The organism is Teichococcus wenyumeiae (assembly GCF_003696345.1).
Lineage (GTDB): Bacteria > Pseudomonadota > Alphaproteobacteria > Acetobacterales > Acetobacteraceae > Pseudoroseomonas > Pseudoroseomonas wenyumeiae.
The window spans coordinates 1-16,724 of the sequence record NZ_RFLX01000052.1; the positions used below are offsets into that span (position 1 = coordinate 1).

17 protein-coding genes and 4 pseudogenes are annotated in these 16,724 nt (G+C 64.0%); 9 read left to right on the plus strand and 12 right to left on the minus strand.

The window, feature by feature from the left end:
• A pseudogene (locus EBE87_RS30035) lies at window positions 1-551 on the plus strand (IS701 family transposase); the annotation flags it as partial.
• 146 nt (window positions 552-697) lie between these two features.
• On the opposite strand, the gene EBE87_RS25385 reads toward EBE87_RS30035, so the two are convergent.
• The 3 genes from EBE87_RS25385 to EBE87_RS25395 all read right to left on the minus strand — a co-directional run bounded on the left by EBE87_RS25385 (window position 698) and on the right by EBE87_RS25395 (window position 3,672).
• Window positions 698-2,203, minus strand: coding sequence for a DASS family sodium-coupled anion symporter (locus EBE87_RS25385; RefSeq protein ID WP_120639400.1), 1,506 nt, complete (start codon window positions 2,201-2,203; stop codon window positions 698-700).
• Window positions 2,204-2,608: 405 nt separating this feature from the next.
• Window positions 2,609-3,043, minus strand: coding sequence for a hypothetical protein (locus tag EBE87_RS25390; RefSeq protein ID WP_120639401.1), 435 nt, complete (start codon window positions 3,041-3,043; stop codon window positions 2,609-2,611).
• Window positions 3,037-3,672, minus strand: coding sequence for a TetR/AcrR family transcriptional regulator (locus tag EBE87_RS25395; protein ID WP_120639402.1), 636 nt, complete (start codon window positions 3,670-3,672; stop codon window positions 3,037-3,039). Before EBE87_RS25395 ends, EBE87_RS25390 begins: the two co-directional genes overlap by 7 nt.
• A 370-nt stretch (window positions 3,673-4,042) precedes the next feature.
• On the opposite strand from EBE87_RS25395, the gene EBE87_RS25400 reads away from it, so the two are divergent.
• From EBE87_RS25400 to EBE87_RS25410, 3 genes are all read left to right on the plus strand, one after another.
• Window positions 4,043-5,158: an HlyD family secretion protein gene (locus EBE87_RS25400; protein ID WP_120639403.1), complete on the plus strand. Its 1,116-nt coding sequence runs from the start codon at window positions 4,043-4,045 to the stop codon at window positions 5,156-5,158.
• A gap of 7 nt (window positions 5,159-5,165) precedes the next feature.
• The gene (locus tag EBE87_RS25405; RefSeq protein ID WP_120639404.1) at window positions 5,166-6,227 is read left to right on the plus strand and encodes an FUSC family protein; all 1,062 of its coding nucleotides are present in this window, start codon (window positions 5,166-5,168) and stop codon (window positions 6,225-6,227) included.
• Between the two features lie 265 nt (window positions 6,228-6,492).
• A complete protein-coding gene (locus EBE87_RS25410; protein WP_120639416.1) occupies window positions 6,493-7,443 on the plus strand; it encodes a lactate/malate family dehydrogenase in 951 nt (316 codons plus the stop codon).
• A 98-nt stretch (window positions 7,444-7,541) separates the two neighbouring features.
• Here EBE87_RS25410 and EBE87_RS25415 read toward each other — a convergent pair whose 3' ends face one another.
• The 6 genes and pseudogenes from EBE87_RS25415 to EBE87_RS30040 all read right to left on the minus strand — a co-directional run.
• The gene (locus EBE87_RS25415) at window positions 7,542-7,844 is read right to left on the minus strand and encodes a DDE-type integrase/transposase/recombinase (RefSeq protein WP_120639405.1); all 303 of its coding nucleotides are present in this window, start codon (window positions 7,842-7,844) and stop codon (window positions 7,542-7,544) included.
• Window positions 7,844-8,038 (minus strand): DDE-type integrase/transposase/recombinase, encoded by a 195-nt coding sequence (locus EBE87_RS30405; RefSeq protein ID WP_120639406.1) that lies wholly within the window; start codon window positions 8,036-8,038, stop codon window positions 7,844-7,846. The genes EBE87_RS25415 and EBE87_RS30405 overlap by 1 nt, the downstream gene beginning before the upstream one ends.
• A gap of 12 nt (window positions 8,039-8,050) precedes the next feature.
• Window positions 8,051-8,257 (minus strand): transposase, encoded by a 207-nt coding sequence (locus tag EBE87_RS30695; RefSeq protein ID WP_408887765.1) that lies wholly within the window; start codon window positions 8,255-8,257, stop codon window positions 8,051-8,053.
• Window positions 8,202-8,711 (minus strand): hypothetical protein, encoded by a 510-nt coding sequence (locus EBE87_RS30700; protein ID WP_408887766.1) that lies wholly within the window; start codon window positions 8,709-8,711, stop codon window positions 8,202-8,204. Before EBE87_RS30700 ends, EBE87_RS30695 begins: the two co-directional genes overlap by 56 nt.
• A complete protein-coding gene (locus EBE87_RS25430; protein ID WP_120639408.1) occupies window positions 8,611-8,907 on the minus strand; it encodes a hypothetical protein in 297 nt (98 codons plus the stop codon). The genes EBE87_RS30700 and EBE87_RS25430 overlap by 101 nt, the downstream gene beginning before the upstream one ends.
• Window positions 8,908-9,042: 135 nt before the next feature.
• Window positions 9,043-9,186, minus strand: a pseudogene (locus tag EBE87_RS30040) (IS6 family transposase); the annotation flags it as partial.
• A gap of 822 nt (window positions 9,187-10,008) precedes the next feature.
• On the opposite strand from EBE87_RS30040, the gene rfbC reads away from it, so the two are divergent.
• From rfbC to rfbA, 4 genes are read left to right on the plus strand one after another with little or no spacing between them, the layout of a single operon-like run.
• Complete coding sequence (gene rfbC / locus EBE87_RS25440) at window positions 10,009-10,590, plus strand: dTDP-4-dehydrorhamnose 3,5-epimerase (RefSeq protein WP_456316286.1); 582 nt, start codon at window positions 10,009-10,011, stop codon at window positions 10,588-10,590.
• A gap of 9 nt (window positions 10,591-10,599) precedes the next feature.
• Entirely contained in the window at window positions 10,600-11,679 is a 1,080-nt protein-coding gene (gene rfbB, locus EBE87_RS25445) for a dTDP-glucose 4,6-dehydratase (RefSeq protein ID WP_120639409.1), read from the plus strand.
• Window positions 11,679-12,578 carry a dTDP-4-dehydrorhamnose reductase gene (gene rfbD / locus EBE87_RS25450; protein WP_120639410.1) on the plus strand — a complete coding sequence of 300 codons (900 nt, stop codon included), beginning with the start codon at window positions 11,679-11,681 and terminating at the stop codon, window positions 12,576-12,578. Before rfbB ends, rfbD begins: the two co-directional genes overlap by 1 nt.
• Before the next feature lie 14 nt (window positions 12,579-12,592).
• A complete protein-coding gene (gene rfbA, locus EBE87_RS25455; protein WP_120639411.1) occupies window positions 12,593-13,462 on the plus strand; it encodes a glucose-1-phosphate thymidylyltransferase RfbA in 870 nt (289 codons plus the stop codon).
• Window positions 13,463-13,637: 175 nt separating this feature from the next.
• Here the strand turns inward: rfbA and EBE87_RS25460 are convergent, their stop codons facing one another.
• From EBE87_RS25460 to EBE87_RS30705, 3 genes and pseudogenes are all read right to left on the minus strand, one after another.
• Window positions 13,638-14,102 carry a DUF1501 domain-containing protein gene (locus tag EBE87_RS25460; protein ID WP_120639412.1) on the minus strand — a complete coding sequence of 155 codons (465 nt, stop codon included), beginning with the start codon at window positions 14,100-14,102 and terminating at the stop codon, window positions 13,638-13,640.
• Window positions 14,099-15,448 (minus strand): annotated as a pseudogene (locus EBE87_RS30045) (DUF1800 domain-containing protein). The gene EBE87_RS25460 and the pseudogene EBE87_RS30045 overlap by 4 nt, the downstream one beginning before the upstream one ends.
• Before the next feature lie 545 nt (window positions 15,449-15,993).
• Window positions 15,994-16,272: pseudogene (locus EBE87_RS30705) on the minus strand (transposase); the annotation flags it as partial.
• A gap of 234 nt (window positions 16,273-16,506) precedes the next feature.
• Between EBE87_RS30705 and EBE87_RS30050 the strand changes: the two are divergent.
• A partial coding sequence (locus EBE87_RS30050; protein WP_233553311.1) for a hypothetical protein occupies window positions 16,507-16,724 on the plus strand: 218 nt, incomplete at its 3' end.

Here is a 16,724-nt window from a genome sequence, read left to right on the forward strand (position 1 = left end):
GACGAACTTATGCCGTGGTGCTGGACCAAAGCCGACGATCAACCGTCAAGCGCTGCAGCGTAGGGCCTCCAGGCAGCGCTTACGCCGCAGCGCGTATCCGAGTAGGTGATGGCGCCATGTGGGCCAACAACCGGCACCTGCCGGGTGACGAGGTCTGGCTGGTGGGCGAATGGCGCACGAGCGGCGAGCGAAAGTACTATCTCAGCAATCTCGATCCCGGCGCGTCGCTGCGCGCCCTGGCCGCGGCCATCAAGGCACGCTGGATCTGTGAACAGGCGCACCAGCAGCTCAAGCAAGAACTCGGCCTTGGGCACTTCGAGGGCCGGTCCTGGACCGGCCTCCACCGACATGCGCAGATGACCTGCATCGCCTGCGCTTACTTGCAGCACCTCCGCCTCGCCGAGCACCGTCGGATGAGCCGGGGAAAAAATGCCGACCCGAATGCCGGGTCCGCCACCCTCACCAAGTCTGCCCACCGTCCGGCTTGCCATCCTCGACCGGCTGCTCGCCCACCTCGCGACACCTCTCCGATGCCCGCACCGTCGACGTAGGTTCCTGCCATCACCCACTAAACCGCCCAAGTAGTGCTAGGCTTTGGTGAGTTCGAACTTCGAGATATGGCCGCCTCGGGCCGGATCAGCCGACCGCAACGATGCGGATAACCAGTCGCGACCATATCTCCACTTTTGATCATGGCTTACCAGAAGCCAAGCAACTTCCACCACAGACTTCCCAGGGTAGCGTAGATCAAGAGTTCACCGACGCACATGATGAAGCCGACGCGCCACCACGTTCCTAGCGTGACATAGCCGCTGCCGAAAATGATCGGCGACGTGCCCGTCGCGTAATGCGTCAGCGTCATCATGATGGTGGAGCCGGCCACCATCATCAGCAGAAAGGGAACTGTGTAGTCGGGTGGAACCAGCGCCACGCCGACTGTGAGGAAGGCCAGCATCATAGCGCTGATATGTGCCGTCGTGCTGGCAAAGAAGTAGTGCGAGAAAACGAAGAGCAGCACCAGAAGCGCCGCCGCCGCCTCCCAGCCCATCCCCGCTGATGCGATGCCGTTCCTCAGTAGCTCAGAGAACCAGGCGATGACGCCTGTCTTGTTAAGTTGCTCGGCCATCATCACCAGGGCTCCGAACCAGATCAGTGTGTCCCAGGCGCTCTTCTCGGAGAGCACATCGTCCCAGTCGATGGTGCCGGTGATGATGAGGGCGAAGAGGCCGACGAAGGCCACGGCCGTTGGGTCGAGCGTGAAGGCGGGGCCGAAGATCATGGCCGGCAGATTGGCCCAGAGCACCAGCAGAAGCCCGAAGGTACCAATCATGACCTTCTCGCCGCCTGATAGAGGCCCCATGCTTCTGAGTTCAGCGCGGGCGTATTCGATCGCGTGCGGCGTGGCCTTCACCTCAGGTGGGGCGAGCACGGCTAGCGCCAGTGGCATGAGTAGCAGGCAGGCAAGACCTGGCAGGAGCATGCAAAGTGCCCAAGTGGTCCAGGACAGGTGGAAGCTCTGGTTCGTCACCCGTGCCACGTAGTCGACGACCAACGGGTTCGGCGCGGTGGCTGTGATGAACATACCCGAAGTGATCGTATTGGCATGCATATTCACCAATGACAGATAGGTGCCCATCTTTCGCTCCGTTCCCTTGGTTGGGTCGGAGTCGAAGGCCGTCGCGATCGATTTCATGATAGGGTGCACGATACCGCCGCCGCGCGCAGTGTTGCTTGGCGTGAAGGGGGCTAGCACCAACTCGCAAATCGTGAGTCCATAGCCGATACCGACCGTCTTCCGGCCGAGAAGTGCAATGAAGATAAGGCCGATGCGATTGCCAAGCCCGGTCTTCTTCAGCCCCCGGGAGATCAGGATGGCCACGACGATCAGCCAGATCAGAGGGTTGGAGAGGCTCGCCAGTGCATCGGCAATGGCACCCTTGGAGGAGGTCGAAGTGACCTGCGAGAGGGCAACAATGGTCATCGCCATCATCGCCATCACGCCGATCGGCATTACCTTGAGGATGATGGCGACAATCGTCGTCAGGAAGATGGCGACCAAGGCCCATGCCTTAGGGGTCAGGCCCTCCGGAACCGGAAGCAGCAGTAGAGCGACGAGAACGGCTGTGGTGATGAGTGCCGGCTTTAGCCGGAACGGGACAGCTTTCTTGAAGTAGAGAAAGGCTGACCGAAGGGTTTCCTGCATCTCAGCTCCCACCTTCCGGCCAATCAGAAGCAAATCCTGCCGTCAAGCATATAAGGCCCAGTAGTATGTCTGGCATATGATGCATCTTTTCTCCTTCATATTTGTCTGAAAGCCATCATGAACACATTGATGAATGCTGCCGATGAGCGTCGACTTAAATCAGTATATGTGCCGGCTTGAAGCACGCCGCGCGCCAGGTGAGGATGGTGGAAGCCGCAGACGACACGCCTATGGCTGCTGTGCCGGTCAACGAGTCGCCAAACCGCGTCTCGTCATGGCTGTCTGACACTGACGCCGTCATCTCATCACCGGCACGGGGCCAATGGAGAGTGCATTCTGATGCAGAACACCGGTCCTCGGCGGAGCGCAGTCCTGCTAGCAGCGAGCCTGCCAGAATAGGACAGCCTATTCTTTGCGAGTATGCCAGGTGATGAACAGGCCGACGTCGCCCGGCATCCCATCTGGGTAGTTAATGATGCGGGCTGAGAAGCCAAAGCCCCCAGGGTTTAGCTCTCTCTTCCAGAACTCGTGTACCTGCTTCGCTGCACCAATGAGGGATTCCTCCCAGTCTGGCAGCGCATGGTTGATGCGGCGGCCGCCATCGGCACAGAAGTCGCTGGGGAAGGACCCGAGCATGACCTCCTGCTCATTATCCGCGAAGGCTTTGCGGATCCGGCTCTGGATCTTGGCCGCATCCTCCTCCGTCAAGAGGTAAGACTCGAAGCGTCTGCGGCGCTCGTCTTGTTCCTGCTGAACCTGTTGGAGCAGCGCTCTTTGCTCGGTCAGCTTCGCTTGGCGCTGGGCAGCACGCTCTGCGAGCAGACTTTCTAAAGTCAGCATGATTTTGATCGCTTCCTTCTCTGTGCGGGTCGAGGGGGCTTTCCCTCAACCGCAGGCTGCGCGGGCTTGTTCTCTTCCGCCAATTCTGCCGGCTGCAGCAGGAGGTCGAAGACATGCTCCCGCTCCTCCGGCGTAAAAGGGCATATCCCGAGCAGGTTTGAAAATGCCATCCCCTTGGCAGCCAACCATTTGATAGTCGCTGCATCAGGGTCTTTTGAGGTGCTTCGGATCTTCGTGATCTTCGCCGCGGCATTGCTTCGTTCAACGTCGAGCAGGCTATGATCCTCGGCGACTGCGCCCAGCAGCGCGAAGGCGACGGAGCGCTGCATGGTGATGGCTTCGCGTGCTGTTGCGATCTCTGCATGCAGAAGCGCGTCCTGAGTGTCTTCCCCCACTTCAAGCAGGTAGTCGCGCGTGAAGTCAGAAAAGTACGTGCGCTGCAGTTCGAGCAGGGCGCGCAGCACCGCATCCTTGGTGCGGAACTGGTGCATGATCCCGCCTTTGCTGATGCCGCATTCGCGCGCCATGGCGTCCAGCGTCAACCTGCCGGACCCATCTCTTTCGATGATGATCAGTGCAGCCTCGAGAGCAGCGGCGCGCGAACGTCGCGAGCGTGTGGGATTGTCCATGATGTTCCCTCATATGAGGCATTGATCTCAGGCCAGAAACGTCGCTTCCCCCGACCCTGCGAAGGCCGCATGATGCACGATAATAAAGAAAACCGGACGGTTTGTAAAATGCGCGGCCCTGGTGTAGATGGGTGGCCATGATATTTCGGCCACTGCCGTGGGCACAGACGTCTGTGGATGATCCGGCGCCATAGTCAATCCAGTAGTCACCCCAAGTGCTGCCTTGGAGACCATCTTCCCTTGGTGCGTGATTGAGACCTGGCAACCTTGCTCATGGCCTCGAGACGTCGCCGCGCGAAAGCCACGGCCAGCTCAGGTGGCTGGCAAATTGAGGAACTCGTGCCTTTGGCACAGGTGGTGAAAGATAAACATGAGCACTAAGAGCTCTGGCTCCGTTGCGCTGCCGCCCGTCGAGACAGGTAGCCGTAAGCCAGCCCTTGTGACCGGTATCGGCGTCGTTGTCCTGCTTTCGTGCCTGGTGGGCTGGTATGCGGCCGCCGATCGCTGGACCCCTTACTCAGGCACCGGCGCTGTTGCGGGCTATGTCGCGCAGGTGGCGCCACAGGTGTCCGGGCCTGTGACCGAAGTCCTCGTAGAGGATAATAGCCGCGTTACCGCCGGTAGCCCGCTGTTTCGCATTGATCCCACCCTGTTCGAACTGGCGGTGCGGCAGATGGAGGCCGAACTCGCGCAGACGCTGCAGGCCACGAGCGCGGGCGTTGCCGGTATCGCTGCGGCCGAAGCGCAAGTGGCGCAGGCCAATGCTGCCTTGCAGAATACCCGGGCTGTTTCCTCCCGGACGTTGCAACTGGTTGAGCGAGGCGTCTACCCTCAGGCTCGCGCTGACGACGCCCGGGGCGATCTGCGTACAGCCGAGGCTGCGTCGCGGGCTGCCGAGGCGCAGCGCGACCAGGCTGCGCGGCAGCTGGGGTCTGCCAATTCCGATAATCCCCAGCTTGTGGCAGCCACCGCCCGCCTGCAGAAGGCCCGGACTGACCTACTGAACACCACGGTTCTGGCGGCCACGGATGGAGTGGTCACCAATCTCTCCCTCACCGTTGGTCAATACGCCGCCGCTGGCCAGCCGCTTCTGACCGTAATCGATTCCCGCGGCGGCTGGCTGGTTGCCGATTATCGTGAGAACCAGCTCCGCAACATCGATGCAGGCGACCCCGTCGAGATCGCCTTCGACGTTGCGCCTGGCCATATCTTCCGCGGACGGGTTCAAAGTCTGGCCTGGGGTATCGACACTGGGCGGCTGAGTTCCGGTGGCCTCGCGCAGCCGCAGGCTAACACACGCTGGTTCGAGCCCGCTCGGCGCGTCCCTGTGCGCATCGAGATGGCGCTGGACGAGGCGCCGCCGAAGGTGCGCATCGGTGCCAAGGTGTCGCTGGTGGTGAATGCTGATGGGGGGAATGCTGGGCTGCTCTGGTGGATCGCGCAGGGGCTGATGCGAGCCTCGACCCTTCTCTCCTACCTGTATTGACGCGCACGTGGCCGCCGCCCCCCGCCCCTCGCGCCATGACGATCCTTTCTTCAGCCTGCGTTGCGCGCTGGGTATCACCATCGGCTTTCTGCTCATCGAGCCCCTGAAGATCGAGCCCGGCATGATCCTGCCGTCGCTTCTGGTGAGCCTGCTTTGTGGCCAGCGCGGCCCCTATACACCGGTCAAGACTGTGATCGGCATGGCCATCGTGACGCTGCTGATTTGGCTGGTCTTCGCGCTCTGTGTTCTGACTCAGGGAATGCTGGCCGTGCAGTTCCTGACGCTGCTGGGCATCTGCTACCTGGCCTTCTACGTGCTGGCGCGCAGCGGCAATGCCCTCGGCATCATGCTGCTGATCTCCACCGTCATGATCGGCGCGATGTTCGGGCAGTCACGGCTGGCGGCCGAGGCAATGCGCGACGCTTTCACCGCGACCGCTGCCGTGTCGGCGCTGCTGATCCCATGTCTGAACCTGCTACTGCCACCGCGTGTCGATGCTGCCGCACTGCCGCCGCCGCCGCCGCCAGAGGTCGAGCGGCCCGCGTTGCAAGCGTTGCTGCGCCTGGTCGTGCTGGCCCCGGTCCTGCTGGCTTTCCAGACCATCGCTTCGCCCTCGGACCTGATCTTCGTCATCATGCTGGCGCTGGTGCTGGCCTATCCGACGCGCCAAGCCCAGCGTACCGAGGCACGAGAGCGGATCAGCTCTACCCTGCTGGGCGGTGCGGCCGCGGTGGTCATTCTGCTGGCCTTCACTGTCCAGGCTCATTTTCTTATCCTTCTCGGACTGGTCTTCCTAGCCGCGCTCTTTTTCGCCGAGCGGATGATCGCGGGCCGCGCCTCTGCCAACACCTACCAACTCGGACCGTCCGTCCTGGCGGTGATCGTGGCCGGGGTGACGGTTGATGTTCATCCGTTGGAGACGGCAGCAACTCGCCTCAGCCTGACCATGGCGGGCGTTGCTTCTGGCCTTGGGCTGCTGTCCCTGTTGGAATGGGTCTTCGCCGCCAAACTTGGCCCCGGTCGCCGGCCCGGCAAGCCTAGCGCTCATCTGCCCACGTGGGCACGCTGACCGTTGCCATGCCCAGCATCGCCCGAGCTGTGAGCCTTGTCCGCTGGACAGGGCACCATCTCCAGCATCGTGATGATCCGGGCCGTGGCAGGGTCCTGCGGCTTCGCCCTGCCCACTAAAGTGTCGCAGGAGATGCTTTTTGCTACATGGCAGGCACCTTCTCAACGCTGCAGTGCGCTAAGCTCGGTACATCCTGACCCTGGCCATGCCGCACCTGCTGGTGCTGTTCTTCCGCCACTAACGAGCCCCTGATGGGAGTGCTTTGATGCAAGGTAAAGTTGGGATCATCGGTGCGGGACTGGTCGGTGCTGCCGCGGGGTACCTGCTGGCGAATGTGCCGGGGGTCAGCGAAGTGGTACTGCTGGACGTAGACCTTGCTCGAGCACGGTCCGAGGCGGCGGATATCGCCCATGCGGCCGCCTTCGGCAGCCCAGCGCTGGTGCGGGCTGGAGATTACGCGGACCTCGCAGGCACGCAGGTGGTGGTGGTGACGGCTGGCGCCAGCCTGAAGCCTGGGCAGACGCGGCTGGACCTGCTGGCGGCGAATGTCGGTGTCGTCTCTTCGGTGCTGCAACAGGTGCTGGCGGTGGTGCCGGATACCGTGCTGCTCTTCGCCACGAACCCGGTCGATGTCATGCCTGCCGTGGCGGTGCGGCGCTTCGGCGTGCCGCCTGGGCGCGCCATTGGAACGGGCTGCGCGCTGGATTCTGCGCGCTTTCGGGATCGGCTGGCCCGCCATCTTGGCGTCTCACCCAGTTCGGTCCATGCCAATGTCCTGGGCGAGCACGGCGATACCGAGGTGCTGCACTGGAGTGGCGCACAAGTTGCAGGCATGCCACTGCTCGACTTCGCAGAAAAGCTGGGTCATCCGCTACCCGCTGAGGTGCGCGACACCATTGTCAAAGAAGTCCGCACCTCTGCCTATCGTATCAAGGAAGGCAAGGGCGTCTCCAACTTCGGCATCGGCGGCTGCATCGCGCGGCTCACGCGTGCCATCGTCAACGACGAGCATGTGGTGTTCAGCACCTCCACCTTCATGGAGGAACTGCTCGGCGTGCCCGAGACCTGCATCTCCTTGCCGCATGTGCTCTCTGCTCAGGGCGCCTCTCAGCCCTTCTTGCCGCCCTTGGACAGAGGGGAGGAGATCGCCCTGCGTCATAGCGCGGAGGTGCTGCGCAAAGCCATTCAGCGCGGCTTAGCTGCGACCACTTGGTAAAAGCGACACAAGCTGATCCTCCCCCAGATCGTGGACGTCGCCGAGGGTTCCGTTGCAAAGTTCGCAGCAAGTCGCAGACGGCTGCGACAGGCGCCAGATCAGGCGGCGGCCTGGAACAACTCGTCCATACAGGTGGCTCGGGCCCGCATGTCTCGTCCACCGACTTTCCGAACCTGTCTCTTCCTGATCATCGCCATCGCCTCGTAGCCCGCAACTGTTATCCTGGCTGTCTGCAGGCCGCCGGAGCCGAGCCCTGGCCGGACCAGCCGTTTCATGCGTCGATGGTCCTGCTCCACGATGTTATTGAGAAACTTGCATTGTCGCATCAGCGAGCGTCGCCACAAGTCCCCGTCCTCTTTCAGCTGCTCGAGGGCACACGGGTAGGTCAGGTTCTTGTCCATTATGATGGTGCGTGGGTCACCGTATGCGGCTGCCCCAGCGCCTTGCGGAAGAGCCGTTTAGCGGCCTCGGCGTCCCGCCGGGCTGACAGCAGGAAATCGATCGTCTGCCCACGGCTGTCCACTGCACGGTACAGGTACATCCAGCGGCCCTTCATCCGCACATAGGTCTTCTCTATCCCGGCCTTGCGGGTCAAGGCGCTTCTACGTCATCCGAGCGGTTCCTCTCTGCGATGCTGTCCTGATGCGTCCTGTGGGGCAGGCCATCCCGCGATGCTGACCTCGCCGGAACTATATTGCCGCGGCGTGAGGCCGAAATGCGCCCCAACCGTTCGCGACCGCCGGAAGCGCGCGGGGTCGTCAACACAGGCTTTGAAGGACAGCGCGGTGTGCGCGCCCACGCCTGGGATCGTCATCAGCAGGCGGCACACAGAAGCCTGCTGGGCCGTCGAGATGCTCTGCCGGTCGAGAGCAAGGGTCTGGCGTATGATCATGGCACGCGCCTCCAGCAGAGGACCGATGATCAGGGGCAAGGCATCCGAACCACCCCATCCGCTCCAGGACATCTTCGGCAAAGCGGCTCCCGCGTGTTGGGGAGTGGATCCCCTCGAGGCGCAGCAGGCCGCGTATCGTGTTCTCCAGGGCAACCCTCTGGCTGTGCAGTGTTCCACGGGCCGTCAGCAGCATACCCCGGCGCTGGCTCTCCTGCGACTTGATCCAGACCTCGCGATAGGTCCTGACGCGCATCAGCTCCGCAATGCCGCGGGTATCATTGCGGTCGTTCTTGTTCCGGAAACCCGCCTGCAGGGCGGCTGCCGTATGCCTGGCGTCGATGCGCACGGCAGGGTTTCCAAGCCTGCGCAGTTCCAGGCATAGCCAGGAGGACGTCCCTCCAGCCTCCAGCCTCCAGGCCGATGCGCTCGCAGCCGAGCTCATTGTCCTGAAGAAGGCGGCTGATCACCTCCGGATCAGTGGCCAGCTTGGCCTCCCTGACCATCCGTCCATCACCGTCCACGACGCAGAGCGCGGTCTGCTTCAGAGACACGTCCAGTCCGTAATAGAGCATGGCACCCCCCTCCAGAGCTGGGTCATGAAGCTGGCAGGCTACGCCAGCCTCGCAAACCAGGCATCCCGCTCCGTCCAGACAAGGGGTGGCGGCTACATCCGGCCGGGATATCCCATCTCGTCAACCCGCCATGAACCGTTGCTCGGCCTCCGGCCCATAGGCCTGGGTCCAGCGGAAGAGAGTGGTGTGCGCGATCACGACGCCGCGGTCTTGCAGCATGAGCTCGAGATCGCGGTAGCTGATGGGGAACATCAGGTACCAGCGCACCGCCCAGAGGATCCACCTGGCGCTGAACTGCTGGCCTTGAAGCTCAGATCCGCCTGAACTTTCGCCAGCCGCTGTTTTGCCCTGCCCTGGCTTGGCCGTGATCCCGCCAGGCTGCAAAAGATGCAACAGGACCCCTCGAACCGCCACTGGGCTAGGTCGATCAGGCGCCAGCGGACCACACCATGGATCGCGGGCGTCGGGGGGCCTGCCTCCACCATGTGTAGGAGCTGCTGACGCTGCTCGTCGTTGAGCTTGGAAGGCTAACCCGGTGCCTTGCCACCGATCAGTCCGGCAGGGCTTGGCGTTGAAGCGCAGAACCCAGTCACGCAGGGTTTGCAGCCCAACATCGCCGACCCGCGCCGCCTCGCCGCGGCTGCGGCCCTCGCAGATCTCGGCCGCAGCCAGCAAGCGTCGGATCTAGGCCGAATCCCAACTTCGCCTCGCCAGCCTGCGCAGCGCTACCGCATTGAAGTGCCCTCGCAATTCCAACGCTGCCGCCATGACGAACTCCACCCCGTTCGCCACCTTGAATCAGACCTGCGACCCGGCGGGAATCCTCAATGAGTCTCGTTCACAGAGGCTTGGTATATGTCGGTACCTTATACACCTCAGGAGTCGCTGCCAAAGCAGCCCGGAAGGGCTGCTTATGACGCCCGGAAGCCCTCACTCCGGGTGGACCAATTTCGGGGCTACGGTCACGCACCATGGAATTGGGAATTTCCGTTCCAGGCATAATTTCATTGTTGGGCAGATGTGGTAATAAGGAAAAAATCTGCGGTCTCTGTCATTGAATTTGGCTTCGGTTGCTGGTCTGACTGAAAGGTGCCTCATGTTATGACGATGCCTTTAACCCAAAGTGGTAATGTTTCCGCGCGACGCTTCGAGATCGAGGGGCCGCTCTTGCTGCAGGTGCGACGCTTCGGCGACCATCGCGGCTTCTTCATGGAAACCTACAGCCAGCGGGATTTTGAGGCGGTCGGCGTGACCGACCGTTTCGTGCAGGACAACCATTCCCTTTCGGCCACGCCCGGCACGCTGCGCGGCATGCACTTCCAACTGCCGCCGCACGCTCAGGCCAAGCTGGTGCGTGTGCTGCGGGGCGCCGTCCTGGACGTGATCGTGGACCTGCGTCGCGCCTCGCCGAGCTTCGGGCGGCATGTCGCCGCGACGCTGACGGCCAAGGGCGCCGAGCAGCTTTATGTGCCCGCCGGCTTCGCGCATGGTTTCGTGACGCTGGAGCCGGATACCGAGGTCGCCTACAAGGTGACCGACTATTACGCCCCCGAATGCGACCGCGGCCTCGCCTGGGACGACCCCGACCTGGCACTGCCCTGGCCCGAGCTGCCCGATGGGCCGCTGCTCTCCGCCAAGGACCGCGTCCATCCCCGCCTGCGTGACCTCCCTGCCCTTTTCTGAGAGCATCCCATGCGCCTCATCGTTACTGGCGGAGCCGGCTTCATCGGCTCGGCCCTGGTACGGCATCTCGTTCTCGATCTCGGGCATGAAGTGCTGGTGATCGACAAGCTGACCTATGCCGGCGACCGCCGCACCATTGCGGCCTGCGAGGGCCGGCCAGGCTTCGCCTTTCTGCAGGCCGATGTCTGCGACGCCGGCGCGATGCAGCAGGCCTTCGCCGATTTCGCACCCGGCGTGGTGATGCATCTGGCGGCGGAAAGCCATGTGGACCGCTCCATCGCCTCCGCCGCGCCCTTCATCCAGACCAATGTGATGGGCACCTTCGCGCTGCTGGAGGCCGCCCGCGCCCTGGTGGCCGGCTATGGCGAGGCCCGCAGGAAGGCCTTCCGCTTCCTGCATGTCTCAACCGATGAGGTCTTCGGTTCGCTCGGCCCCACCGGCGCCTTCACGGAAACCACGCCCTACGACCCGCGCTCGCCCTATTCGGCCAGCAAGGCGGGATCGGACCATCTGGCGCGCGCCTGGCACGAGACCTACGGGCTGCCCACCATCATCACCAACTGCTCCAACAACTACGGCCCCTTCCACTTCCCCGAGAAGCTGATCCCGCTGGTCACGCTGAACGCGCTGGAGGGCAAGCCGCTGCCGGTCTATGGCGATGGCGGCAATATCCGCGACTGGCTCTTCGTCGAGGACCATGTGCGCGCCCTGGTGGCGGCGGTGACGCGTGGCGTGCCGGGCGAGACCTACAACATCGGCGGCCGGGCCGAGCGCACCAACCTGCAGGTGGTGCATGCCATCTGCGACACGTTGGACCGCCTGCGCCCTGGCGCCGCGCCGCGCCGCGCACTGGTCACCTTTGTGCCGGACCGTCCGGGCCATGACCGCCGCTATGCCATCGACCCCTCCAAGGCCGAGCGGGAGCTGGGATGGCGCGCTTCCGTGACCTTCGAGGAAGGCATCGAGCGCACCCTGTCCTGGTATCTCGCCAACGAGGCCTGGTGGCGGCCGCTGCGGGAGAAGGTTTATTCCGGCCAGCGCCTCGGCCTGCTGGACGCCGCTCCGGCCCAGGCGGCGGGTGCTGCCTGATGCGTGTCCTGGTTGCCGGCCGCACCGGCCAGCTGGCGGTCGAGCTGCTGGAGCGCCTGCCGCGCGACGGCCATAAGGTGGTGGCGCTGGAGGCGCCGGAACTGGACCTGACCGACCCGGAGTCCATCCGCCGCGCGGTGGAGCAGGCGGCGCCGGAGGCCATCATCAATGCCGCCGCCTATACCGCTGTGGACAAGGCCGAAAGCCAGCGTGACCTCGCCTTCGCGGTGAATGCCATCGGCGCCGGCATGCTGGCCGCCGCCGCGGCGGCACGGGATCTGCCCTTCCTGCATGTCTCGACAGATTATGTGTTTTCCGGCGATGGCGGCGCGCCTTACGACGAGGATGCGTCCACCGGCCCGATGGGCGTCTATGGCGAGTCCAAACTGGCCGGCGAGCGGGCCGTGCTGGCCGCCAACCCCCGCAGCGCCATTATCCGCACCGCCTGGGTCTGCAGTCCGCATGGCGCCAACTTCGTCAAGACCATGCTGCGCCTGGGGCGGGAGCGTGAGGCCGTCTCGGTGGTCGCCGACCAGCATGGCGCGCCCACTTTCGCGGCCGACTTGGCGGACGCCATGGCCCGCATGCTGCCGCGGCTGGCCGCTGCCCCGGCGGGCGACCCGGCCTTTGGCGTCTTTCACCTGACCGGCGCGCCCTGGACCACCTGGCATGGTTTCGCCGAAGCCATCTTCGCCGGCGCCGCCGCCCGCGGCCACAAGGTGCCGCGGCTTTCCGCCATCACCACCGCCGATTATCCCACGCCTGCCCGCCGCCCGGCGGATGGCCGCCTGCAGTGCGGGCGCATCACCCGCATCCATGGTATCGAGGCCGCCGATTGGCGTCAGTCGCTGTCCCGCTGCCTCGATGCGCTTATCGGTCCCCAAACGCAGAATTCTTGACGGATACAAAGACCATGAAGGGCATCATCCTGGCGGGTGGCAGCGGCACGCGGCTGCACCCGGCGACGCTGGCGGTCTCCAAGCAGCTGCTACCGGTCTATGACAAGCCGATGATCTACTATCCGCTCTCGGTGCTGATGCTGGCTGGCATCCGCGAGATCCTGATCATCTCCACCCCGCATGACCTGCCGCTGTTCCGGAACCTGCTTGGCAGCGGCGAGCAATGGGGCATCCAGCTCAGCTACGTGCAGCAGGAGAGACCGGACGGGTTGGCGCAGGCCTTCATCCTGGGCGAGGAATTCCTCGCCGGCGGTCCCTCCACCCTGGTCCTGGGCGACAACATCTTCCACGGCCATAGCCTGGAGGAGCGGCTGATCGAGGCCCGCGCCTGTGACAAGGGCGCCTCCGTCTTCGCCTATCGCGTGGCCGACCCGGAGCGCTACGGCGTGGTGGAATTCGATGAGAACCAGCGCGCCATCTCGCTGGAGGAGAAGCCGGCCAGGCCGCGCTCGGACTGGGCCGTCACCGGCCTCTACCTCTATGATGGCCGTGCCCCCACCCTGGCGCGCAGCCTGAAGCCCTCGGCGCGGGGCGAGCTGGAGATCACCGACCTCAACCGCCTCTACATGGAGGAAGGCTCGCTCAACGTCACCCGGCTCGGGCGCGGCTATGCCTGGCTGGATACCGGCACGCATGACAGCCTGCTGGAGGCCGGCGAATACGTCCGCGCCATCGAGAAGCGCACCGGCACCAAGGTGGCCTCGCCGGAGGAGATCGCCTGGCGCTGCGGCTTCATCGACGATGACGCGCTGCGCGCCCTGGCGCGGAAGCTCAACAAAAGCGGCTATGGCGCCTATCTCGAAGGGCTAATCGGGCAGCGGTGAGCAACAAGGTGGCGGGGCCAAAGGCCAGTCTCGGCTTCCCGTTGCCACCACCTTTTCCGGTGGGTTCAGCTACTTCCTCGTCCGTTGAGCCAGCCCGCACTGAAAGCGTTTATGTACCGATCAAACCCTGATGATTCTCTGGTGCGGCAAGCATATCAGCCTGCCGCACCAGACCTCAGGTCCTGACGAGGCCGAGAAGCGGCCTGGCCGCCTCACTATCCAGGAGAATATTGTTTTCCAGGGCGCGCATCGGCACGCCGACATGCTCCGCCAGCACGCCCTTGAAGATGCTACGGAGATCGGTGGTCGGAGCCAGATCGCGCTTCTCGTAAAGCTGCTCAGATGCGAAGCCAGGCCAATCCGCCACTACACGGCCGCCCTTCACCGCCCCGCCCAGAAGCAAAGCGATCGTGGCCGTGCGCAGGCTGGCGAAGGCCGGATCACCCGGCGCCGGCACCGCCGTCAGACCATCCATTCCGCCGCGCAGAACGATGACGAGAAGCCGCTGATCCTCGCCGCGACCACCGGCGGCGCTGGCCGCATGCGGCGCGAAACCCCAGGCGAAGAGAGGGCCGGCCGCCGCAAGAAGGCCCCGCCGACCCAGCTTCCGCCGGGCCAGATGGTGAAATGGATCATTCATCGGCGCTGCATCTCCGACGACATGAGGAGGATGGCGATACCTCGCTTGGGCGATTCCGCGCGGGCGATGGCCTGCCGGGTCGGCTCGGTAAGAACGGAGCCGAAGGCCTGCTCGGCCAGCGTCCGAGGATCGGCCAGATCCTGCATCCGCGCGGCAACGTTCATCGACCAGTCCAGCCGTGTTCTGATGCCATCGGGCGCCACCCAGGCATTGTTCTCCTCTGGCCAGCCCTTGGGTGAGTTCGCCGAGAAGACGGACTGGCCCATGGCACCCAAGTCCCGCAGCAGCGGCCCGGCCGGCGCAGCATGCCCAAGCACGCGGCAGGCGGCCATGATGAATTCCATCGGCGGACGGCGCTTCACAACTGCCATCGTGGTGGATTCCGGCCGGCGCAACAGGGCCTCGGTCACCGCTCGCAGGTCGCCATCCGTACGCCGCCAAGTCTCCTCAAGATCGGAGAGCACGGCGGGTGGCAGGTCATCGCCAAGGAAATGCGCGGCGAGCCGCCGGCTGACATGGTGGATGGTGGAGGGGTGCCGCGCCAGGTCACGTAGCACGGCCACCGCCTGGTCCGGCCCATCCTGGACATAGGTCTGGCCGAGAACCCTCTTTGGCCCGGGATCATGCTGCTCCGCAGCAAAGAAGGTTCCAAGCGTGTCGCTCGGCGCCGGCGCCCAGACCCCGGCGGTCCAGCCGGAGAGGGCCGCGGCGAAGGCGGTGACATCAGCCTGGGTATAGCCGCCATCCACGCCGAGCGTATGCAGTTCCATGATCTCGCGCGCCAGGTTCTCGTTCACCGTGCCTCGCCCCCGGCGCCGTGGCGAGTTGCGGCCGACGGAAGCATTGTTGTCGAGGTAGCGCAGCATCACGGGGTGCAGCGCGGCCGCCCTTAGCAGATCCTAGAAACGTCCCAGCATCTGCGGACGCAGCGCTTCACGTTCATAGGCTCCCACCATCGCGCCGATGGCCGTCCGGACGGTGGAGACCATGAAATGGTTCGCCCAGAAAAGGGCCAGCCGCTCTTCCAACGGCCGGGTGGTGCCGATCGCATTGGCGACCAGCCGGCCCAGTTCCTCTGTGCGCACAGGGCCAGTGGCAATGCGGACAAAGGCCTTCGGGTCGCGCTTCGCGGTGCCGTCCCTGACTGCGCGCGCCCTTACGCGCCGTTCTGCGAAGATTTCCGCCGCAGCCTGCGTCGAAAGCAGTCCCGATGCATTCACCCCGGGCGAACGTGCCGCTTCAGACAGTTCAGCGATCAGAGCGCCGAGCGGGTCCGAGCCGAGCCGCGCGCCATCCTGCGCACCACCGCACAAGCCAAACCGTCGAAGCGCAGCACCTGTGTTCATGTTCTGCTTTCGAAGTTTTACGACCACAGGCTGTCCCAGGGGCGGCGGGCGGGGAAGGGCTTCAGTCAGGCAGGACAGGCGGCGAGGCTTCGCAAGGGCCGGCGCCTGTATCCTTCTATATCAGAAGCCGCAGATTCAAGCAGTTTCACCAGCATGGAGACAGGGCCAGCCAGTGGCAGCCCCTGCTACCGACCAGCAATCCTGTGCAGCGGATGCCCTTCGCCCGGGTACCAGGCCGGTCCACAGATGGTCTCTCCCGGGAGATCACTAAAGGATCTTTGCCAAGTATCCATAGAGAACCCGCAGGTATTCACACAGGAAGATGATTCATGCTTGAACGGAAATCGATCTTCTAAGCTCAGGACTCATTGATCCAGAAGAGGGCGGTCGCAGCGAGGCAGATGGCGGAGAAGAAGGTGTGGGCGCAGCGGTCGTAGCGCATGGCGACGCGGCGCCAGTCCTTGATGCGGCCGACCATGTTCTTGATGCGATGGCGTTGCCGATAGACCAGCTTGTCTCAGGGGGATCAGGGTCTTCCGGCTGCGGGTCGAGGGAATGCAAGGGATGATGCCGAGAGCAATGAGGGCCTCGCGAAAGCGGCGGCTGTCATAACCTTTGTCCCTGAGCATTTCCTTGGCGCGCGGCAAGCAAGGCAGCAGCAGGGCGGCGCCTTTGTGATCGCTCGTCTGGCCCTCGGTGAGCAGCAGGATGATCGGGCGGCCTTGGCCGTCGCAGACGGCGTGCAGCTTGGAGTTCAGCCCGCCGTTCGTCCGGCCGATACATCGGGGTAGAGCCCTTTTTGAGCAGGCTGGCCGCCATGCGATGTGCTTTCAGATGGGTCGCATCGATCATCAGTCGGTCCGGCTGGCCTCGGCGCCCGGCCAAGCCCGCAAAGATCCCGCTGCACCACCATTTGCAACAGAATCCCCAGCCTTGACTGCTGCCTGCAACTGGTCCTCGGTTCAATCACACGCCGCCTATGAACTCGTTGATGTAAGCGCCACGGCCGGCGCAGGGCCCGTAATGGCGGCCCGCTGGCTGCGGCTGAAAGGCAGGGCATGCGGGGCATATGGCGCCTCGACATCCTCAACGCTGCACTGGTCGTCGGCACTCATCCGAATCGAGTGCGCGATCTGCTTGTTCTGCTCCGGTGTCAGGCCATCGTCTTATTGCACAATGAGGAGCGTGCGCCAACCACTCCAGAGTGGCTTCTCGGGGACGGCGAGCATTGCGCCACACCCGCAATGGTTGTGAAGCGGAACTTTACGGTTGTGTT